At 72.3% G+C, this 19,383-nt stretch carries 12 protein-coding genes and 1 pseudogene; 7 read left to right on the top strand and 6 right to left on the bottom strand.

Annotation, left to right across the window (positions count from 1 at the left end; translation table 11 throughout):
- Positions 1-13: 13 nt before the first annotated feature.
- Positions 14-2,299 (top strand): FdhF/YdeP family oxidoreductase, encoded by a 2,286-nt coding sequence (locus tag KCH_RS23535; RefSeq protein ID WP_035866066.1) that lies wholly within the window; start codon positions 14-16, stop codon positions 2,297-2,299.
- Positions 2,300-2,335: 36 nt separating this feature from the next.
- Here KCH_RS23535 and KCH_RS23530 read toward each other — a convergent pair whose 3' ends face one another.
- Complete coding sequence (locus tag KCH_RS23530; RefSeq protein ID WP_084223891.1) at positions 2,336-3,874, bottom strand: C40 family peptidase; 1,539 nt, start codon at positions 3,872-3,874, stop codon at positions 2,336-2,338.
- 288 nt (positions 3,875-4,162) lie between these two features.
- On the opposite strand from KCH_RS23530, the gene KCH_RS23525 reads away from it, so the two are divergent.
- Together KCH_RS23525 and KCH_RS23520 are read left to right on the top strand one after the other, a co-directional pair.
- Entirely contained in the window at positions 4,163-5,323 is a 1,161-nt protein-coding gene (locus tag KCH_RS23525) for an inorganic phosphate transporter (RefSeq protein WP_035866064.1), read from the top strand.
- A gap of 14 nt (positions 5,324-5,337) precedes the next feature.
- Positions 5,338-5,565: a hypothetical protein gene (locus tag KCH_RS23520; RefSeq protein ID WP_035866061.1), complete on the top strand. Its 228-nt coding sequence runs from the start codon at positions 5,338-5,340 to the stop codon at positions 5,563-5,565.
- 233 nt (positions 5,566-5,798) lie between these two features.
- Here the strand turns inward: KCH_RS23520 and KCH_RS23515 are convergent, their stop codons facing one another.
- A complete protein-coding gene (locus KCH_RS23515; protein WP_035873437.1) occupies positions 5,799-7,340 on the bottom strand; it encodes an MDR family MFS transporter in 1,542 nt (513 codons plus the stop codon).
- Positions 7,341-7,483: 143 nt separating this feature from the next.
- Complete coding sequence (locus KCH_RS23510) at positions 7,484-7,948, bottom strand: MarR family winged helix-turn-helix transcriptional regulator (RefSeq protein ID WP_035866060.1); 465 nt, start codon at positions 7,946-7,948, stop codon at positions 7,484-7,486.
- Between the two features lie 107 nt (positions 7,949-8,055).
- Between KCH_RS23510 and KCH_RS23505 the strand changes: the two genes are divergently transcribed.
- Positions 8,056-9,090, top strand: coding sequence for an ABC-2 transporter permease (locus KCH_RS23505; protein ID WP_035866057.1), 1,035 nt, complete (start codon positions 8,056-8,058; stop codon positions 9,088-9,090).
- A gap of 25 nt (positions 9,091-9,115) precedes the next feature.
- On the opposite strand, the gene KCH_RS23500 is transcribed toward KCH_RS23505, so the two are convergent.
- From KCH_RS23500 to KCH_RS23490, 3 genes are all read right to left on the bottom strand, one after another.
- Positions 9,116-9,640: a GtrA family protein gene (locus tag KCH_RS23500; protein ID WP_035866055.1), complete on the bottom strand. Its 525-nt coding sequence runs from the start codon at positions 9,638-9,640 to the stop codon at positions 9,116-9,118.
- Between the two features lie 78 nt (positions 9,641-9,718).
- Positions 9,719-12,100 carry an endopeptidase La gene (lon, locus tag KCH_RS23495; RefSeq protein WP_035866052.1) on the bottom strand — a complete coding sequence of 794 codons (2,382 nt, stop codon included), beginning with the start codon at positions 12,098-12,100 and terminating at the stop codon, positions 9,719-9,721.
- A 13-nt stretch (positions 12,101-12,113) separates the two neighbouring features.
- Positions 12,114-12,917 carry a rhomboid-like protein gene (locus tag KCH_RS23490; protein ID WP_051653383.1) on the bottom strand — a complete coding sequence of 268 codons (804 nt, stop codon included), beginning with the start codon at positions 12,915-12,917 and terminating at the stop codon, positions 12,114-12,116.
- 381 nt (positions 12,918-13,298) lie between these two features.
- On the opposite strand from KCH_RS23490, the gene KCH_RS23485 reads away from it, so the two are divergent.
- The 3 genes and pseudogenes from KCH_RS23485 to KCH_RS23475 all read left to right on the top strand — a co-directional run bounded on the left by KCH_RS23485 (position 13,299) and on the right by KCH_RS23475 (position 19,278).
- Positions 13,299-14,009, top strand: a complete 711-nt coding sequence (locus tag KCH_RS23485) for a response regulator transcription factor (RefSeq protein ID WP_035866049.1) — start codon at positions 13,299-13,301, stop codon at positions 14,007-14,009.
- A 77-nt stretch (positions 14,010-14,086) separates the two neighbouring features.
- Entirely contained in the window at positions 14,087-15,226 is a 1,140-nt protein-coding gene (locus KCH_RS23480; RefSeq protein WP_051653382.1) for a HAMP domain-containing sensor histidine kinase, read from the top strand.
- A 306-nt stretch (positions 15,227-15,532) separates the two neighbouring features.
- Positions 15,533-19,278, top strand: a pseudogene (locus tag KCH_RS23475) (multifunctional oxoglutarate decarboxylase/oxoglutarate dehydrogenase thiamine pyrophosphate-binding subunit/dihydrolipoyllysine-residue succinyltransferase subunit).
- The last annotated feature ends 105 nt before the right edge of the window (positions 19,279-19,383 follow it).

Genomic DNA, 19,383 nt, shown 5'->3' with positions numbered 1-19,383 from the left:
CGGAGAGTCCGCCATGGCCAAGCAGCCCCCGCACCGCGACCCCGCCCAGGACGCGCCGCACGTCGGGCCGCCGGCCCACGCCGCCGCCGGACTGCCCGCGATCGGGCACACCCTGCGGATGGCGGCCGACCAGATGTCCCCGGGCAGGGTGCTCTCCACGCTGCGCAGGGTGAACCAGCCGGACGGCTTCGACTGCCCGGGCTGCGCCTGGCCGGAGCCGGACAAGCCGCACCTCGCCGAGTTCTGCGAGAACGGCGCGAAGGCGGTCGCCGAGGAGGCCACCGAGCGCCGGATCACCCCGGAGTTCTTCGCCGCCCACCCGGTCGCCGAACTCGCCGACCGCTCCGGCTACTGGCTCGGCCAGCAGGGCCGGCTGACCGCCCCGATGCTGCTGGACGAGGGCGCCACCCACTACGCGCCGATCGGCTGGGACGAGGCGTTCGCGCTGATCGCCGCCGAACTCACCGCGCTCGGCTCGCCGAACGAGGCCGCGTTCTACACCTCCGGCCGGACGTCCAACGAGGCGGCGTTCGCCTACCAGCTGTTCGCCCGCCGGCTGGGCACCAACAACCTGCCGGACTGCTCCAACATGTGCCACGAGTCCTCGGGTTCGGCGCTCACCGAGACCCTCGGCGTCGGCAAGGGCAGCGTCTCGCTGAAGGACCTGTACCAGGCCGACCTGATCATCGTGGCCGGCCAGAACCCGGGCACCAACCACCCGCGGATGCTGTCCGCGCTGGAGCGCGCCAAGCGGGCCGGCGCCCGGATCGTCAGCGTCAACCCGCTGCCCGAGGCCGGCCTGGAGCGGTTCAAGAACCCGCAGACCCCGCGCGGCCTGGTCGGCGGCGGCACCAAGCTCACCGACCTGTTCCTGCAGATCCGGCTCGGCGGCGACCTGGCGCTGTTCCGGGCGCTGAACCACCTGCTGCTCACCACCCCGGGCGCCGTCGACGAGGACTTCGTCGCCGAACACTGCGCCGGCTACCCGGAGTTCGCCGCCGAGGCGGCCGAGCTCGACCGCCCGGCCACGCTCGCCGCGACCGGCCTGCCCTGGGAGCGGATCGAGGAACTGCACCGCCTGGTGCTCTCCTCGAAGAAGATCATCGTCTGCTGGGCGATGGGCCTGACCCAGCACAAGCACTCGGTGCCGACCATCCGCGAGGTGGTCAACTTCCTGCTGCTGCGCGGCAACGTCGGCCGCCCCGGCGCGGGCGTCTGCCCGGTCCGCGGGCACTCCAACGTGCAGGGCGACCGCACCATGGGCATCTTCGAGCGCCCGAGCACGGCGTTCCTGGACGCCCTCGGCAAGGAGTTCGCCTTCGAGCCGCCGCGCGCCCACGGCTTCGACACCGTCGACACCATCCGCGCCATGCGCGACGGCCGGGTCAAGGTGTTCTTCGCGATGGGCGGCAACTTCGTCTCCGCGAGCCCGGACACCGACGCCACCGAGGCCGCGATGCGCCGCTGCCGCCTCACCGTGCACGTCTCCACCAAGCTGAACCGCTCGCACGTGGTCACCGGCGCCCGCGCGCTGATCCTGCCCACCCTGGGCCGCACCGACCGCGACGTCAGCACCCTCGGCGCGCAGTTCGTCACCGTCGAGGACTCGATGGGCATGGTGCACTCCTCGCGCGGCGGCCTCCGCCCGCCCGCGCCCGGCCTGCTCTCCGAGGTGGCGATCGTCAGCCGGCTGGCCCGCGCCGCGCTCGGCCCGCAGGACCCCACGCCGTGGGAGGACTTCGCCCGCGACTACGACCTGATCCGGGACCGGATCGCCCGCGTCGTCCCCGGCTTCGACGACTTCAACGCCAAGGTCCGCCGCCCCGGCGGCTTCGCCCTGCCGCACGCCCCGCGCGACAGCCGCACCTTCCCCACCGCCACCGGCCGGGCCAACTTCACCGTCAACCCGCTCACCGCCCCCGACGTCCCGCCGGGCCGGCTGCTGCTCCAGACGCTGCGCTCGCACGACCAGTACAACACCACCGTGTACGGCCTGGACGACCGCTACCGGGGCATCACCGGCGGCCGCCGGGTGGTCCTGGTCAACCCCGACGACGCCGCCGAACTCGGCCTCGCCGACGGGGAGTTCGTCGACCTGGTGGGCGAGTGGAAGGACGGCGTGGAGCGCCGCGCCCCGCACTTCCGGGTGGTGCACTACCCGGTCGCCCGGGGCGGCGCGGCCGCCTACTACCCGGAGACCAACGTGCTGGTGCCGCTGGACTCCACCGCGGACGTCAGCAACACCCCGACCTCCAAGGCCGTGGTGGTCCGCCTGGAGCCCGCGGCCCGGCCCGCCTGACCCGCCGGCGGGCCGTCGCTCCCGAGTGGCGGCCCGTCAGCCGGCCGAGGGCGTGGCCGACCCGGAGCCGCCGGCGCTCGCCGACAGCGAGGCCGGGCCCGAACCGGACGGCGAACCCGAACCGCCGCCGGACGCCGACCCGGACGCCGACCCGGAGGCCGTGCCGGAACCGGACGGCGAACCCGAACCCGAACCCGACCCGCTCGGCGAACCGGTCGGACCGGTGCTCGGCGAGCCGCTGCCGCCGGGCGCCGGCGGGGTGGTCGCCCCGGGGGTGCTCGGCTGCGGGTCCGGCGTGGCGGAGCCGCCCGGCGTCGGGGTGCTCGGCGCGGGGGTGCCGGTGGCCGGCGCGGGCGGCAGCGTGGACGGCTTGGCGGGCGCGATCCGCACCGGGCCGACCTTCACGTCCGGCACCTTCCACTCGCCGCCCGCGTCGTCCGCGGAGTCGTCCGGGTCGGGCCGGACGGCGCCCAGGATCGGCATCGCGCCGACCTGCGAGATCTTCACCACGTCGCCGGTGCGCGGGGCCTGCACGACCAGGCCGCCGCCGATGTACATCCCGATGTGGGTGGCGCCGCCGTAGTAGACGACCAGGTCGCCGGGCCGCATCTGGTTCAGCGGCACGTGCTTGAGCTGCGCCCACTGCTCCTGGCTGGTGCGCGGAATGGCCCGCCCGGCGTGCAGCCACGCCTGCGAGGTGAGGCCCGAGCAGTCGAACACGTCCGGGCCCGCGCCGCCCCACACGTAGTCCTTGCCGAGCTGCTGGAGCGCCCAGGCGACCGCCTTGCGGCCCATCGCGGACGGCGTGCGCTCGCCCTTGCCGAGCGCGCCGGAGGCGAGGAACGCCAGCTGCGCCTGGTCGGCCTGCTGCTTCTCGATCGCCTCCAGCTCGCTGCGCTGGGCGCCGGTGAGCGAGCCGACCAGGGTCTCCACGTCGGCCAGCTTCTTGGCCACGTCGTTCTTCTGCTGCTCCTGCTGGGTCGCCAGCGTCTGCGCCTCGGCCAGCGCCTGCTGGGCGGCCAGCTGGAGCGCCGCCAGGGTGTCCCGGTCGGACTTCAGCCGGTCCAGGAACGCCTTCTGCGAACGCCCGGCCGAGTCCAGCAGCTGGGCGATCACCACCGCCTCGTACGGGTCCTTGGCCAGCAGCATCTCGGCGTACCCGGATATCTGGCTGTTCCGGTACTGCGCGGAGGCCAGCTGGGAGGCCAGGTCGGTGCCGGTGTCGACGGCCTCCTGCTGGCGCGCCGCCCGGTTGTTCAGGTCCTGCACGGTGGCCTGCTGCTCGGCGAGCCGGGCGACCGTGCCGTTGTACTGCTCGGTGGCGGCCTCGGCCTGCTGGTAGAGGGTGTGCAGCTGCTCCAGCAGCGGGCCCAGGGTGCGCTTGGCGTCGGCCAGCGGGTCGGACCCGGGGGCGACGGTCGGCGCGGCGACCGAGGCGCCCGGATCGGGCGCGGCGTACGCGGCGGAGGCGAACGGCAGGGCCAGTGCGGCGACGGCGAGCACCGCCCCGCAGCGCAGCGCGGCCCGCACCCACGGCCGCTGTCCGGTCGAATCCGTGCGCTGCCCTGCCCCCATCGGCCGGCCCTCCCCTGGTGCTCCGTCGGCGATCGGACCGATCCTGCCACGGGGAGGGCGGTTCCCGGCAGGTCTCCCGGGGGGCGCGAAGTGAATTCTCATCCGCGCGGGGGTGTGACAACCCTCTCACCGCCGGCCGCGATCTCCATGGAAATCCGACGGATCGGCAACTCCCGCGCCACTCACGGAACCCCGACTCCCCGCCCAGTTAACCTGCCGTTCACCAAGGCTTCCTACGGTCGCCCCGGACAGCAACGTCAGTCCGACCACTTCGACGATTGTTTGGGTATGGAACACATCACGTTCCTGGTGGCCGTTGTGATCATCACGGCGCTCGCCTTCGACTTCACGAACGGCTTCCACGACACCGCCAACGCGATGGCCACCTCCATCGCCACCGGCGCCCTCAAGCCCAAGGTCGCCGTGGCCATCGCCGCGGTGCTGAACTTCGCCGGGGCCTTCCTCTCCGTCAAGGTGGCCACCACCATCTCGGGCGGCATCGTCAACGAGAAGGCCGGACTGCAGCCCTCGATCATCTTCGCCGCCCTGGTCGGCGCGATCCTGTGGAACCTGCTGACCTGGTTGAGGGGTCTTCCCTCGTCCTCCTCGCACGCCCTCTACGGCGGTCTGATCGGCGCCACCGTGGTCGGCGTCGGCTTCGGCGGGGTCAACTTCACCACCGTCGTCTCCAAGATCCTGATCCCGGCGGTCGCCTCCCCGATCATCGCGGGCCTGGCTTCCTGGGGCGCCACCAAGCTGGCCTACCTGATCACCCGGGGCGCCCCCAGCACGGAGAAGGGCTTCCGGCGCGGCCAGATGTTCTCCTCCTCGCTGATCTCGCTGGCGCACGGCACCAACGACGCCCAGAAGACCATGGGCATCATCACGCTGACCCTGATCTCGGCCGGCCAGCTGCACAAGGGCGACGGCCCGCCGACCTGGGTGATCGTCAGCGCCGGTCTGGCGATCGCGCTGGGCACCTACATGGGCGGGTGGCGGATCATCCGCTCGATGGGCTCCGGCCTGGCGGACATCCGGCCGCCGCAGGGCTTCGCCTCGGAGACCGCCGCCGCCACCGTGATCCTGACGTCCTCGCACATGGGCTACGGCCTGTCCACCACCCAGGTCTGCTCCGGCGGCATCATGGGCGCCGGCCTGGGCGGCCCGTCGGGCAAGCTGCGCTGGGGCATGGTCCGCCGCATGGTCTCCACCTGGGGCCTGACCCTGCCGGCCGCCGCCGTGGTGTCCGGGGTGGCCGCGCTGGTCGCCGAACAGGGCGACTGGGGCGTGGCCGTGGTCGGCGTGGCGCTGGTGCTCGGCGCCGGCTCGATGTGGCTGATCTCCCGCCGCCAGCCGGTGCACGCCGGCAACGTGAACGACAGCGACACCGCCACGGTGGACATCCCGGTCACCGCCGGCCCCACCGGCCAGACCACCATCGCGGCCTGAGAGGACCTCCCGTCATGCAGATCAAGTGGGCCGCTCTGGCCGAGACCGCGGGCGTCAGCCTGGCCGTCACCCTCGCGGTGGTCGCCGTCTTCGCCCTGGGCAACCTCGCCCTGTCCCGCCGCGAGGCGGCCGTCGAGGCCGGCACCGGCAAGGGCGTCCCGGCCCTGGTGGCCGCGGGCGTGTGCTTCGCCGCCTGCGCGGCGGTGGTGCTGTACGGCATCTCGCTGATCGCCGCCAAGTAGCAGACCGCACGCGAGAAGGGCCCCCGCCGGATCGGCGGGGGCCCTTCTCGCGTGCCGCCCGCCGACGCACGGATCCCCTGGCACCGGGCCGACGGCGAACCCCGCGCGCCCGCGGACGAGCGCCCGGCCCCGGCCGCTGCCCACCGGCCGTCCGGCCCGTACCCCGCCGCCCGGCCCGTACGACGAAGGCCCCCGCCGATCCGGCGGGGGCCTTCTCGCATGTCGACGGGCCGTCAGTCGGCGGCCAGCGCCGCGGGCTCGGCGGCGGGGGCGGTGGTGCGCTCGTCGGCGGCGGTGCGCAGCGGCACCTCGCGAATGAACAGCACCAGCAGGAAGCCGACCACGGCGAACGGAGCGGCGATCAGGAAGACGGTGCCGACGCCGTGGCCGAACGCGTCGGTGACCAGGGGGACGATCCGGGCCGGCAGCGTGTGCAGGTCGGGGATGCCGTCGCCGATGCCCCCGGCGGCCGGGATGCCGGCCTTGGCGAAGTTCTCCGCCAGGTAGGAGGCGACCTTGTGGCCGAGCAGCGCGCCGAGCGCGGAGACGCCCATCGCACCGCCCATGGTGCGGAAGAAGGTGACCACCGAACTGGCCGCGCCGAGCTCGTGCCGCGGGACGGTGTTCTGCACGGCGAGCACCAGGTTCTGGCTGGTGAGGCCGAGGCCGATGCCGGCCACCGCCATGTAGAGCGACAGCAGGGCGTACGAGGTGTCGGCCCGGGCGGTGCCCATCAGGCCGAGGCCGGCGGCCAGCATGACGGTGCCGCCGACCAGGTAGCCCTTCCACTTGCCGTACTTGCTGATGAGCTTGCCGGCCACGGTGGAGGAGACCGCGAGGCCGAGGATCATCGGCAGCGTGAGCAGGCCGGCCTGGGTGGGGGTCTTCTCCTTGGCGAGCTGGAAGTACTGGCCGAGGAAGGTGGTGGTGCCGTACATGCCGACGCCGACGAACGCGGAGGCGACCGAGGCGAGCGCGACGGTGCGGTGGCGGAACAGGTCGAGCGGGATCAGCGGTTCGGCGGCGCGCTTCTCGACGGCGACGAACAGCACGGCCAGCGCGAGGCCGCCGATCACCATCACCGCGGTCTGCCAGGACAGCCAGTCGTAGTTCTTGCCGGCCAGCGAGATCCAGATCATCAGCAGGCTGACGGCGGCGGTGATCAGCACCGCGCCCAGGTAGTCGATCTTCGGCTTGCGGACGGCCTGCTCGGGGAGCTTGAGGGTGCGCTGCAGGACCAGGATGGCGGCCACCGCGAACGGGATGCCGACGTAGAAGCACCAGCGCCAGCCGAGCCAGGAGGTGTCCACGATTACGCCGCCGATCAGCGGGCCGCCGATGGTGGCGAGTGCGAAGACCGCGCCGAAGTAGCCGCTGTAGCGGCCGCGCTCGCGCGGGGAGACCATCGCGGCCAGGCAGATCTGGCCGAGCGCGATGACGCCGCCGGCGCCGATGCCCTGCAGCACCCGGCAGAAGATCAGCATGCCGATGCTCTGCGAGAGGCCGGCCAGCGCCGAGGAGAGCACGTAGATCACCATGGCGATCTGGACCAGCAGCTTCTTGCTGACCAGGTCGGAGAGCTTGCCCCAGAGCGGGGTGGCGGCGGTGATCGACAGCAGGGCGGCGGTGACCACCCAGGTGTAGGCGGACTCGCCGCCGTGCAGGTCCGCGAGGATCCGCGGCAGTGCGTTGGAGACGACCGTGGAGGACAGCACGGCCACGAAGAGGCCGAGCAGCAGGCCCGAGAGGGCTTCGAGGACTTGACGGTGGGACATCTGGGTCTGCGTGGGTGTCTGGGGGGTCGTCGACATGCGCTTCCTTACGACCGAAAATTCGTTGCCTCAAGCAACTATACGCAGATAGTTGACTGAGGCAACTTTCTTCAAGTCCAGGTAAAGAAACCCTCCCGACGCCCCGGTCAGACCCCCTCGGTCAGCTCGTTGAACCGCTCCAGCAGGCGCGCGAACTGCTCCAGCTCGGTCAGCTCCCAGGCCGCCAGCGAGGCCCGGAAGCGCGCCATCCGCACCTCCCGGGCGGCCGCGAACCGCCGCTCGCCCTCCTCGGTCAGCGACACCAGCGAGGCCCGCCGGTCCAGCGGGTCGGTCTCCCGGCAGAGCAGGCCCAGCTCCTCGATCGCCCGGATCTGCCGGCTGACCGTGGCCTTGCCCACCCCGAAGTGCAGCCCGATGTCGGTCACCCGCGCCCGCCCGGACTCCCGGATGAAGGAGAGCAGCACGTACGCCCCGGCCTCCAGTTCGGGGTGCACCAGCCGGGAGACCTCGGCCGCCCGCGCCCGGCTGCGCCGGAACAGCGTCGCCACCTCGCGCTCGACCGCGAGAAATGCCAGTTCGGCGGCGTCCGGGTCCGCCACGGGGTCGTTCATGGCGCTCAGTATCGCGCAGGCCGCGCCTCCCCCGACGCGCAACTGTTTCATGATATGAAGTATCCGTTTTGCGTACTGGCACCGGATTGATAGGGAGATGCCCAACCATGGCAGAGCCTGCCAAGGGCTTCGTCAACGAGCTCAAGGACGCGGTGACCCCGCGCGCGTTCTTCCTGGTGGTCGCCGTCCTGCTGCTCCAACTCGGCTTCATCACCTCGTACGTGGGCGCGCTCCACCAGCCGAAGCCGCACGAGCTGTCGATCGCCGTGGTCGCCCCGCCCGAGGTCGCCCCGAAGCTGACCGCCGCCCTGGAGTCCGTCCCGGACAACGCGGTGCGCGCCTCCGTCGAGCCGGACGCGGCCACCGCGCAGGCCCGGATCAAGGACCAGAAGATCTACGCGGCCTGGGTGTTCGACCCGGCCGGCACCCAGGACACCCTGCTGGTCGCGGAGGCCCGCGGCCCGGCCGCGTCCAGCGCCGCCGAGCTGATCGTCACCAAGGTCGCGGCGAGCCAGCACCGCACCGTCGAGGTCAAGGACACCATTCCGCTGGCCGCCGGCGACGGCAAGGGCCTGTCCAGCTTCTACCTGGTGGTCGGCTGGTGCGTCGGCGGCTACCTGGTCGCCTCGATCCTCGGCGTCAGCGCCGGCGCGCGCCCCGCCAACACCGCCCGGGCCGGACTGCGGCTGGGCACCCTGGCGCTGTACTCGATCGCGGCGGGCATCGGCGGCACGCTGATCACCGGCCCGATCCTGAACGCGCTGCCCGGCTCGATCCTGGCGCTGAGCGCGATCGGTGCGCTGGTGGTGTTCGCGGTCGGCGCGGTCACCATGGCGATGCAGTGCCTGTTCGACATCATCGGCATCGGCCTGGCCGTGCTGGTGTTCGTGGTGCTGGGCAACCCCAGCGCGGGCGGCGTCTACCCGCCGCCGCTGCTGCCGACGTTCTGGCGGGCGATCGGCGAGTGGATCCCGAACGGCGCCGGCACCTCGGCCACCCGTTCCGTCGCCTACCTGGGCTCCTCCGCCATGGCGATGCCGCTGACGGTGCTGGCGGTCTGGGCCGCCCTCGGCGTCGCGGTGACCTTCCTCGCGGCGGCCCGCAAGCCGCTGCTCGGCCGCCCCGCCCCTCTCGGGGCGTGAGCGGCCGGCAGGAACGGGGCGGGGGTCAGACCCGCTCGGGCTCCCGCCCCTGTTCCTGCGCCGTGACCCGGTCCGAGAGCCGGGTGAACACGAAGCGGTTCATCGCCCAGTAGCGGAACACCATCGCCACCAGGGTGCCGATGATCATGCCGCTGACGAAGTCCGCGACCTCCTGGGTGAAGTGGCTGACGTCCGGCTCCCGCAGGTCGAACAGGTAGCGCGAGGCCACCAGCGGAAGGTCGTTCACGCCGACCGCCAGGGCGCTGACCACCACGAACAGCACGGCCTCGCGCTGCTTGCCGGCCGCCCGGAAGGACCACTGCCGGTTCAGCACGTACGACACGGCCGTGGCGATCACGGTCGCCACGGTCAGCGCGACGACCGGCTTGGCCTCGAACACGGTCATCTTCAGGGCGAAGTTGATCAGCATGGTGAGCAGGAAGCAGGTTCCTCCGACCACGAGGAACTTCACCAGCTTGCGGTGCTTGACCAGGAACGGGCGGTAGCGCTCCGGCACTGCGGTCAGCGCGCGCTGCGTAGGGGACGGCATGCCGGAAGTCTGCCACGGGCCCGAATCGGCAACCACCAGGGGCCGCGGAGTGGACGCTCCGTGGCCCCTGGTACACCGTCAGGCGGCGGCGACCAGCACCTCCGCCGGCTCCAGCGCCAGCCGCAGCACCTCGCGGACGTCGGCGACGGCGTGCACCGTCAGCCGCTCCAGCACCTCGGCGGGCACGTCGTCCAGGTCCGCCTCGTTGCGCTTCGGGATGATCACCGTGGTGACCCCGGCCCGGTCCGCGGCCAGCAGCTTCTGCTTGACCCCGCCGATCGGCAGCACCCGCCCGGTCAGCGACACCTCGCCGGTCATCGCCACGTCGGGGCGCACCCTGCGGCCGGACAGCAGCGAGGCCAGCGCCGTGGTCATCGTGATGCCCGCGCTCGGGCCGTCCTTCGGCACCGCGCCGGCCGGGACGTGCAGGTGGATGCCCCGCTCGCGCAGGCCGGTCACCGGCAGCTCCAGCTCGGCGCCGCGCGAGCGCAGGTAGGAGAGCGCGATGTGCGCCGACTCCTTCATCACGTCGCCCAGCTGGCCGGTCAGCGTCAGCCCGGTCGAGCCGGTCTCGGCGTCCGCCAGCGAGGCCTCGATGTAGAGGACGTCGCCGCCGGCCCCGGTGACCGCCAGGCCGGTCGCCACGCCGGGCACCGCGGTGCGCCGCTCGGCCGGCTCCTGCGCCGACTCCGGCACGTGGTGCGGCCGGCCCAGCAGCGCCCGCAGGTCGTCCGGGCCGATCGCGGCGGGCAGTTCGCGCTCGCCGAGCTCGGTCTGCGCGGCGACCTTGCGCAGGATCCGGGCGATCGCCCGCTCCAGGTTCCGGACGCCGGCCTCCCGGGTGTACTCGGCGGCGAGCCGGCGCAGCACCTCCTCGTCCACGGTCAGCTGCTCGGCGGCCAGGCCGGCCTTGGCGAGCTGGCGGGGCAGCAGGTGGTCGCGGGCGATGGCGACCTTCTCGTCCTCGGTGTAGCCGTCCAGCCGGACCAGGTCCATCCGGTCCAGCAGCGGCTCGGGGATCGCCTCCAGCACGTTGGCGGTGGCCAGGAACACCACGTCCGAGAGGTCGAGCTCGACCTCCAGGTAGTGGTCGCGGAAGGTGTGGTTCTGCGCCGGGTCCAGCACCTCCAGCAGCGCCGCCGCCGGGTCGCCCCGGTAGTCCGAGCCGACCTTGTCGATCTCGTCCAGCAGCACCACCGGGTTCATCGACCCGGCCTCCTTGATCGCCCGGACGATCCGGCCGGGGATGGCGCCCACGTACGTCCGCCGGTGGCCGCGGATCTCCGCCTCGTCCCGGACGCCGCCCAGCGCGACCCGGACGAACGACCGGCCCATCGCCTTCGCCACCGACTCGCCGAGCGAGGTCTTGCCGACGCCGGGCGGGCCGACCAGCGCCAGCACCGCGCCGCCGCGGCGCCCGCCGATCTGGCCGAGTCCCTGCTCGGCCCGGCGCTTGCGCACCGCCAGGTACTCGACGATCCGGTCCTTCACGTCCGCCAGGCCGGTGTGGTCCGCGTCCAGCACGGCGCGCGCGGCGGCGATGTCGTACGCGTCCTCGGAGCGCTCGTTCCACGGGAGCTCCAGCACGGTGTCCAGCCAGGTGCGGATCCACGAGCCCTCGGGCGACTGGTCGCTGGAGCGCTCCAGCTTGTCGACCTCCTTGAGGGCGGCCTCCCGTACCTTCTCCGGCAGCGCCGCCGCCTCCACCCGGGAGCGGTAGTCGTCCTCCTCGGTGCCGGCCTCGCCGTTCAGCTCGGCCAGCTCCTTGCGCACCGCCTCCAGCTGGCGCCGCAGCAGGAACTCCTTCTGCTGCTTGGCGACGCCCTCCTCGACGTCCTTGCGGATGGTGTCGTTGACCTCTTCCTCCGCGAGGTGCTCGCGGAGCAGGCCGAGCGCGTACTCCAGCCGGGCCGGGCGGTCGGCCTCCAGCAGCACCTTCAGCTTCTGCTCGGCGGTCGCGAACGGCGCGTAGCCGATGTTGTCGGCGAGCTCGCCGATGTCCTCGATCGCGGCCACCCGGTCGACGATCTGCCAGGCCCCGCGCTTGCGCAGCCACTTGGTGGACAGCGCCTTGTACTCCTTGACCAGCTCGGCGGCCGCCTGCCCCTCGTCGGACTCCTTGAACGGCGTGGTCTCCACCCACAGCGCGGCGCCCGGCCCGGTCGTCCCCGCGCCGATCCGCACCCGTCGGACGGCCCGTACCAGCGCCGCGGGGTCGCCGTCCGCCAGCCGCCCGACCTGCTCGACCGTCGCCAGCGCACCCACCGCCGCGTACGAGCCGTCCAGCCGCGGCACCAGCAGCACCTGCGGCTTGCCCCCGCCGCTCCCCGCCCTGGCCGCCTCCACGGCAGCCCTCACCTCCGGGTCCGAGAGCTCCAGCGGGACCACCATGCCGGGAAGCACCACTTCGTCGTCGAGCGGCAGCACAGGCAGAGTGAGCGGAACGGACGTCGATGCCATGATCTCTCCCCAGTCAGTGAAGTTGAGTCGACCTGACTAAGGCCTGGGCGCCGTCAATTGTTCCCCCGCGGCTGTTCACCCTGAGCGAAGGACGCGTGGGCGGGTTCGGGGCGAGGGCTCCGCTACGAAGCGCTCTCCACCGCCGCGGCCTGCCACGCGGCCGCCCGGCGGGGCCGTCGCGGCCCCGCCCCCGCCGCAGCCACGGCCACAGCGCGCACCCGACCAGCAGCGCCGCCGGGTGCCCCACCGAGGTCACCAGGTCGGGGTCGGACAGCAACTGGTTCCCGATCAGCGCCAGGCCGGCCCCCAGCGCGACCGCGCGCCCGGCCGGCCGCAGCAGCCCGGCCAGCCCGCCGAGCGAGGCCAGCACGCCGTAGCTGACGCCGATGTCGATCGCGTCGAGGAGGTCCGGCGCGGCCCCGCCGCTCGCCACCGCACCGAGGACGACGCCCTGCGAGAGCAGGGTCGCGCCGATGTGGCCGGCCGCGAAGACGCCGAGCGCGCGGATGCCGCCGACCCGCCGTTCCAGTGGGGCGACCGTGACGCCGAAGGCCCAGAAGTAGGGCATCCACACCGAGCCGGCGACCCACAGGCCGCTGCCGATGAGCGAGATCGCGGGGTGGACCATCAGGTTGTGCGCGTCGGTGGAGGAGACCGACTGGAGCCGGTGGACCGTCTCGGGGTCGCCGAACCGGGCGTAGAGGGTGGTGCCGAGGAGCAGGGCGAGGTAACCGAGCGCGAACGGGTTGGTCCGGGGAGTGGGCAGCGCGCGCAGCCCGGGCCTGATCAGTCGTCGTCGCAGTTCCGCGCTGGTCATCGTGCCTCCCGAACGCCTCGTCCGACCCACCATACGGGGGGCGGGTGAGAGGTGTCTGAGGAAGTCCTGTGAAGACCTCTGACCGTGCATATGCCGCTCGCACACGTACCGTTACAGCTCGCAAGTGCTGCGGGTAAGGTACTGGCCCGTGCCCGTCCGATCGGGGACCTGCCAAACATGACGGTCCGCGGCCGGAATCCTCCGGTCCGCCCTCCCGGGCGGGGACGGCGTCCGTACGCTGCCAGGAGCAGCACCGGCGGGCGGGGCACAGCCCACGACGGAACAAGACGACTACGAAGCGGAGCCCGCCGTCCCCACAGGCGGCCGGCCCGCAGCCCTGGGGGCGGTGGCGTGACCGTGACAGAGATCCAGCAAGAGACGATGAGCAGTGGCCCGGTGGGTACCCAGCGACGGGTGCTCGTCGTGGAGGACGAGCCGACCATCGCGGAGTCGATCGCGGCGCGGCTGGGAGCCGAGGGCTTCAAGGTGGCGGTGGCCCACGACGGGCCGGGCGCGGTGGACGGCTTCCACACCTGGCAGCCGGACCTGGTGGTGCTCGACATCATGCTGCCGGGCTTCGACGGCCTGGAGGTGTGCCGCCGGATCCAGGCCCAGCGCCCGGTGCCGGTGCTGATGCTGACCGCCCGCGACGACGAGACGGACCTGCTGGTCGGTCTGGGCGTCGGCGCGGACGACTACATGACCAAGCCGTTTTCGATGCGCGAGCTGGCGGCCCGGGTGAACGTGCTGCTGCGCCGCGTGGAGCGCGCCCAGCAGGCCGCGCGGACACCGGCCCTCGGCAGCCTGCGCTTCGGCGAACTGGAGATCGACCACGTGCAGCGCCGGGTCCGGCTCGGCTCGGGCGACGTCCACCTGACGCCGACCGAGTTCGACCTGCTGGCCTGCCTGGCGGCCCAGCCGCGCGCGGTGCTGACCCGCGAGCAGCTGCTGGCCGAGGTGTGGGACTGGACCGACGCGTCCGGCACCCGCACGGTGGACAGCCACGTGAAGGCGCTGCGCCGGAAGATCGGGGCGAGCTGGATCCGCACGGTGCACGGCGTGGGGTACGCGCTGGAGGCTCCGCTGTCCTGACCGGGCGCCGCCGGTCCGGGCCTCCGGGGGCCCGCGCGGCGGTCCGGTCGTTCACGGGGGACGAGCTGAAGGACACCATGACCTTTCCACAGCAACGCAACGGGGAAGCCGAGCCGACCCCGCGGCCCCCGCTCGCGGTGCGCGCCGCGCGCCGGGTGTGGGCCGACATCCGCCCGTTCGATCCGGTGCGCTCGGTGAAGGGCAAACTGGCCCTGCTGGTGGTCGTCTCGGTGGTGCTGGCCACCGGCATGGTGGTGGTGGCGATCCGGTCGGAGACCCAGATCCGGATCATCATGATCTTCTCGCTGATCGCCTCGCTGCTGTTCATGCAGTTCCTGGCGAACGGCCTGACCGCGCCGCTGCGCGACATGACGGCCGCCGCCCGGTCGATGGCCGAGGGCGACTACAGCGCCCGGGTGCACGTGGCCTCGCGGGACGAGATCGGCGAGCTGGCCGACACCTTCAACCGGATGGCGGGCGACCTGGAGGCCGCCGACCGGCACCGCCGGGAGCTGATCGCCAACGTCTCGCACGAGCTGCGCACGCCGATCGCGGCGCTCCGCGGCCTGCTGGAGAACGTGGTGGACGGCGTGGTGAAGCCGGACCCGAAGAACCTGGGCACCGCCCTGGAGCAGACCGAGCGCCTGGGCCGGCTGGTCACCCACCTGCTGGACCTGTCGAAGCTGGACGACGGCGTGGTCCCGCTGGACTCCCGCCCGTTCCGGGTGCGGGAGTTCCTGGACGGCGTGCTGCGGGGCGTGACGGTGGACGGCGCGACGGCGGGCGGAGCGTACGCCCGGCGCGAGGACGTGCGGCTGGCGGTCGACGTGCAGCCGCCCGACCTGACGGCGGTGGCCGACGCGGAGCGCCTGCACCAGGTGGTGGCCAACCTGGTGGACAACGCGTGCAAGCACTCGCCGGCCGGCGGCACCGTGACGGTGCGGGCCCGGGCGGCGGACGGCGGCGGGCTGCTGCTGGAGGTGCAGGACCAGGGTCCGGGCATTCCGCTCGCGGACCGGGAGCGGGTGTTCGAGCGCTTCGGCCGCAGCGGTTCGCCGACCGCGCTGGGCCCGGGCAGCGACGGCGGGACCGGCCTGGGGCTGGCGATCGCCCGCTGGGCGGTGGACCTGCACGGCGGCCGCATCCGGGTGGCCGAGGCCCCGGCGGGCTGCCGGATCGAGGTCACCCTGCCGGGTGAGACGCCGGTTCCCGCCTAGGCCCGGCGCGCCGCCGGGTTTGTGGCGGAACCGGTACAAAGCGGAGCGGCGGGCCGGTCGGACCTGCCGTCCGACCGGCCAGAACCGCCGGTTCGTCCGATTTTCACTCGGTATGGCAGGGGTCAGCTCCTCGCCGGTTCCCCGATTTCCGGCATCTCTAACGCACGGTTCCGGCCAAAATCCGGTCCGACGATGTGATCTGGGCGACGCCTGACCATCGGGGACTGCGCGATCACTGGTCGGAGGCGTAGCCTTAATCCCCGCTGTCCACCATCCCAAAAGGAAGCGGAAGAGGGCGGTTGCCCCGTGTCGCCACACCAAGAAACCCCCAGCTCGGCAAGCTCCACTGGCTTCGGCCCCAATGAGTGGCTCGTCGACGAGATCTACCAGCAGTACCTCCAGGACCCGGCCTCGGTCGACCGTGCCTGGTGGGACTTTTTCGCCGACTACAAGCCCGGTACCGAGGTGACTCCAGTGACCCAGGCCGCAACTCCGGTCGGCTCCCAGCCGGCCCCCGTTGCCGCTCCCGCTGCCGCTGCTCCGGCCGCGCCCGCCCCCGCTGCCCCGGCCGCCGCTCCGGCGCCCGCGCAGCCGGCGGCCGCCCCTGCGCCGCTGGCCGCCGCTCCCGCCGCCCGCCCGCGCCGAAGGCCGCGGCTCCGGCCGCCCCGGCGAAGGCCGCCGCGGAGGGCCCCGAGCTGATCCAGCTCCGCGGCCCGGCGAAGGCCGTGGCGTCGAACATGGATGCTTCGCTGGAGGTTCCGACCGCCACCTCGGTGCGCGCGGTGCCCGCCAAGCTGTTGATCGACAACCGCATCGTCATCAACAACCACCTGCAGCGCGCCCGCGGCGGCAAGGTGTCCTTCACCCACCTGATCGGCTACGCGCTGGTCCAGGCCGTGAAGGCCAACCCGGGCATGAACTACAGCTACAAGGTGGAGGACGGCAAGTCCTACCTGGTGAAGCCCGAGCACGTGAACCTGGGCCTCGCCATCGACCTGGTCAAGCCGAACGGCGACCGCCAGCTGGTCGTCGCGGCGATCAAGAAGGCCGAGACGCTCGACTTCTTCGGCTTCTGGCAGGCCTACGAGGACATCGTCCGCCGGGCCCGCGCCAACAAGCTGACCATGGACGACTTCACCGGCGTCACGGTCTCGCTGACCAACCCGGGCGGCATCGGCACCGTGCACTCCGTGCCGCGCCTGATGCAGAACCAGGGCACCATCGTCGGCGTCGGCGCGATGGAGTACCCGGCCGAGTTCCAGGGCTCCTCCCCGGAGACCCTGGCCCGCCTGGGCGTCTCCAAGATCATGACGCTCACCTCGACCTACGACCACCGGGTCATCCAGGGCGCGGCCTCGGGCGAGTTCCTCCGCTCGATCCACCAGCTGCTGCTGGGCGCGAACAACTTCTACGACGAGGTGTTCGAGTCCCTCCGGATCCCGTACGAGCCGGTGCGCTGGGCCACCGACGTGGCCACCACCCACGACGACGAGGTCAACAAGACCGCGCGCGTCATGGAGCTCATCCACTCCTACCGGGTCCGCGGCCACCTGATGGCCGACACCGACCCGCTGGAGTACATGCAGCGCAAGCACCCCGACCTGGACGTCACCACCCACGGCCTCACCCTGTGGGACCTGGAGCGCGAGTTCGCGGTCGGCGGCTTCGGCGGCCAGAAGATGATGAAGCTCCGCGACATCCTCGGCCTGCTGCGCAACACCTACTGCCGCACCGTCGGCATCGAGTACATGCACATCCAGGACCCGGCGCAGCGCAGCTGGCTGCAGGAGCGCCTGGAGAAGCCGTACACCAAGCCGGAGCGCGAGGAGCAGCTGCGCGTCCTGCGCCGGCTGAACTCGGCCGAGGCCTTCGAGACCTTCCTGCAGACCAAGTACGTCGGGCAGAAGCGTTTCTCGCTGGAGGGCGGCGAGTCGCTCATCCCGCTGCTGGACGCCACCATCGACGCCGCCGCCGAGCACCGCCTCGACGAGGCCGTCATCGGCATGGCGCACCGCGGCCGTCTGAACGTGCTGGCGAACATCGTCGGCAAGCCGTTCGGCAAGATCTTCGGCGAGTTCGAGGGCAACCTCGACCCGAAGTCGATGCACGGCTCGGGCGACGTGAAGTACCACCTCGGCTCCGAGGGCACCTTCACCGGCCTGGACGGCGAGACCATCAAGGTGTCGCTGGCCGCCAACCCGTCCCACCTGGAGACGGTCGACCCGGTCGTCGAGGGCATCGCCCGCGCCAAGCAGGACATCCTGGACTTCGGCGGCACGACCTTCCCGGTGCTGCCGATCCAGATCCACGGCGACGCGGCCTTCGCGGGCCAGGGCGTGGTCGCGGAGACCCTGAACATGTCGCAGCTGCGCGGCTACCGCACCGGCGGCACCGTGCACATCGTGGTCAACAACCAGGTCGGCTTCACCGCCGCCCCGACCTCCTCGCGCTCGTCGATGTACTGCACCGACGTCGCCCGGATGATCGAGGCGCCGATCTTCCACGTGAACGGCGACGACCCGGAGGCCGTGGTCCGCGTCGCGCGGCTCGCCTTCGAGTTCCGCCAGGCGTTCCACAAGGACGTCGTGATCGACCTCATCTGCTACCGCCGCCGCGGTCACAACGAGGCCGACAACCCGTCGTTCACCCAGCCGCTGATGTACGACCTGATCGACAAGAAGCGCTCGGTGCGCAAGCTGTACACCGAGGCGCTGATCGGTCGCGGCGACATCACCATGGAAGAGGCGGAGCAGGCGCTCCAGGACTTCCAGGGCCAGCTGGAGAAGGTCTTCGCGGAGGTCCGCGAGGCCACCACCGCCCCCGCCCCCGCCGAGACCGGCCGCCCGGTCGCGGACTTCCCGGTCAGCATCCAGACCGGCATCTCCGCCGAGATGGTCAAGCGGATCGCCGCCTCGCAGGTCAACCTGCCGGACTGGCTGACCGTGCACCCGCGCCTGCTGCCGCAGCTCCAGCGCCGCGCCGCCTCGATCGAGGACAACACGATCGACTGGGCGACCGGCGAGGCGCTCGCCATCGGCTCGCTGCTGATGGAGGGCCACCCGGTCCGCCTGGCCGGCCAGGACTCCCGCCGCGGCACCTTCGGCCAGCGCCACGCGGTGCTGATCGACCGGAACACCGGCGAGGACTACACCCCGCTGATGTACCTGACCGAGGACCAGGCCCGCTTCACCGTCTACGACTCGCTGCTCAGCGAGTACGCGGCGATGGGCTTCGAGTACGGCTACTCGCTGACCCGCCCGAACGCGCTGGTCATGTGGGAGGCGCAGTTCGGCGACTTCGTCAACGGCGCGCAGACCATGGTCGACGAGTACATCGCGTCCGCCGAGCAGAAGTGGGGCCAGCACTCCGGCGTCACCCTGCTGCTGCCGCACGGCATGGAGGGCCAGGGCCCGGACCACTCGTCCGCCCGCCCGGAGCGCTTCCTGCAGCTGTGCGCGCAGGACAACATGACGGTCGCGATGCCGACCCTGCCGTCGAACTACTTCCACCTGCTGCGCTGGCAGGCGCACAACCCGCACCACAAGCCGCTCATCGTCTTCACCCCGAAGTCGATGCTGCGTCTGAAGGCCGCGGCGTCCGCCGCCTCCGAGTTCACCAGCGGCGCGTTCCGCCCGGTGATCGGCGACAGCACGGTGGACCCGGCGCAGGTCCGCAAGGTGGTCATCACCTCCGGCAAGTTCTACTACGACCTGGAGGCGGCCCGGACCGAGCGCGGCGTCATCGACACCGCCATCGTCCGCGTCGAGCGCCTGTACCCGCTGCCGATCGCCGAGCTCCAGGAGGAGCTGGCCCGCTACGGCGAGAACGTCCAGTTCGTCTGGGCGCAGGAGGAGCCGGCCAACCAGGGTGCCTGGCCGTTCATCGCGATGAACCTGGTCGACCACCTGCAGGTCGTCATCGGCCGCTCCGCCAACGGCGGCGCCCGCCTGCGCCGCGTCGCCCGCACGGCCTCCTCGGCCCCCGCGGTCGGCTCGGCCAAGCGTCACGCGGCCGAGCAGAAGGCGCTGATCGACGAGGTGTTCGCGCTCTGACGCGCTGACGCCGCCCGGTCTGCACGGCCCTCGTCCCCGGTCTCCGGGGGCGGGGCCGTTTCCGTCTCCGTTGCCGTTTCCGGGATTGGCCAGTTCCCTTGTGCT

This window comes from Kitasatospora cheerisanensis KCTC 2395, assembly GCF_000696185.1.
Classification (GTDB): domain Bacteria; phylum Actinomycetota; class Actinomycetes; order Streptomycetales; family Streptomycetaceae; genus Kitasatospora; species Kitasatospora cheerisanensis.
This window is presented reverse-complemented; position numbering and strand designations above follow the sequence as displayed.